Below are 2,268 nucleotides of genomic sequence, written 5' to 3'. Positions count from 1 at the left end.
CTCACCTATAATCCTCCTTTATCCCTTAGATTCAATGGTAAGGAATTAGAGATACTAGAATGGGGGGAGGTAACTCATAGATTTAAAGCACAAAGTGGAATCTTAGAGAATACAGATAATAATTTAGCAAGCAACACACAAACAAACACTCAAGATTCTACAAACAATTATTCACAAAATAAAGATTGTATAGAATCTGGAATCTATTATGTGAAAAATATTCATTTACCAAAAGAAACTCGTTTTATTGATGGCTTTTTTACAAACTCTTGGAACTTAGGAGATAAATATTTTCAACTCTATCAAACCAAAGATTCCACAAAACCAATCAATGATGATTTTATCACTACTACTCATTACACAATTCACGGAGGAAGTAGCTATGGAGATATAAAAGGCGTAGATTTAGCAGCAGAATCTAAGCAATTCTTTAATGCAATGCAAGCTTTATATAAAAAATACAAGAATGAATTAGAATCTATGGGAAATGTGATTAAGTTGGAAGTGGGGTATGGCACAGGAGAAATGGTGCTAGAAGTAGTGAGGAAGTGGGAGTATAGAGGATATGACAATCCTAACAAATGGGCTACAATGAGTCAATTTAAGCTATTAAAAAATGATATAGAGTTGTTAAGTGGAGGAATTGTAGAGCCAGCAGGGATAAATCCTAATCCTAAGCGTGCTGGACATAACCTATCTCCAGAGCAACAACAAAAAACATCGGGAAGTGATACGAGAATACCAGTGGGGGAATATGAGGTGTTTTGGAGGTATTCAGGAAAACAAGTTTATGCAAGAAGCACAATAGATTTAGAGTTTATCAATTTGTTAAAATTAAATGGTGTTTGTTCAAAAAATGATGTTAGAGATTTTTCAATAAATCCACATAGCGTTAATAAGGGGAAGAATCAATTATATGATAGCCAAAGACAAAAAACATTACAAAGCAAGACAGATAATTTTAAGAAGCAACACGATTGGGATATACATTCTCACATAATGCCTGAACTTAAAGCTATCAATGGAACAGATATGGGCGATAGAAACTATATACTAATACACAATGGTGATAATGGAATTTGGAGCGATGGATGTCTATTACCGGGAGAGCTTGAAAATGAACTTGAGCCTAAAGGACACAAAAATAACGATGGGCTGTATCAAGAAACATTGCTAAAGACTATGCAGCTCATAAAACTTTTGATTGAGCATGATATAGAAGCATATCAAAACTATGCCAAAGGTCAATCGAAAAGCACAATTAAAAAATTTATTGTCAGAATCAAAGAAGAAAATGTTAAAATCTATCCTAAGAATAAAATTACCAAGTGGGAGAAATAAGATGAAAATAATATCTTATTCCGCAGTGAAATGTATTTTAATTTTACTTTTGTGTAGTTATGTCTATGCTAACGATGAAATAGTAGTTATTGATAGCTTGAGACATCAAAACACTATATATCATTCAACCTTAACTCAAAAAAATATTGATAAAGACAAAAGCGGAATGGTCAAAATAAGCTATAATGGCGAGATAACGCTAAGTGGTGTTATACAAATGTATTTGCATCAAGAGGAAGCAAACCTGTTTCAAAGCTTGACTTTTTATCCAGATATACAAACGCCTAATCCACTACCATATTTTGACTTTGAGCAATATCAAGGCATTCAGTTAATAGCTGATATGAAAGACAATGACTTTATGAAAGCAAAGCAAATCTTTGGAGATAATATTAATATAAATGATAAGTATATTTTAGGAGGTATAGCAATGCGTGCTATGATAACATTGCAAGACTATTATGCCGTGAGTGGAAGTGATATAAGTTTTGATAATGGTGCATATGCAAAAATCAAACCCCATTCTCTCAAGCCCTTAAGCAATACAAAAAGATGGTTTGTATCTAAAGGAATGATATATAGTTATTTTTCGGAGGGACTACTTTTATCCTATGCCTCCAAAGACTCCTATATCAATCTACGCCAATCCCCAAATGGCAAGATTTTACAGGCAATACAAAAAGATGAAATGTTAAATGATTGTAATATGCGAAGCAATGAGTTACAAAATCAAGGCGTATTATTATCTCTTGGCAAAGACTCCACCAATCCCAAATGGCTAAAGGTCGCCTATATCCCAAAAGAAGCCAGCGATACAAGTAAGGCAATCTATGGTGTAATCCACGAAAGCCAAGTGAGTTTTGATTGTGGGGAATAAATGAGTTGCTCATTCCCAAACACTCACACCACACAGAATCAATCACAAGA

Annotated in this window: 2 protein-coding genes; both read left to right on the top strand. The window is 33.6% G+C overall.

Going from position 1 to position 2,268, the window contains the following annotated elements; translation table 11 throughout:
* The coding region (locus tag C6H17_RS11360) for a hypothetical protein (protein ID WP_104731455.1) at positions 1–1,341 on the top strand (1,341 nt) is incomplete at its 5' end.
* 166 nt (positions 1,342–1,507) lie between these two features.
* Entirely contained in the window at positions 1,508–2,218 is a 711-nt protein-coding gene (locus tag C6H17_RS11355; protein WP_148374301.1) for a hypothetical protein, read from the top strand.
* Positions 2,219–2,268: the final 50 nt, after the last annotated feature.

This window comes from Helicobacter rappini, assembly GCF_900198625.1.
Classification (GTDB): Bacteria; Campylobacterota; Campylobacteria; order Campylobacterales; family Helicobacteraceae; genus Helicobacter_A; species Helicobacter_A rappini.
This window is presented reverse-complemented; position numbering and strand designations above follow the sequence as displayed.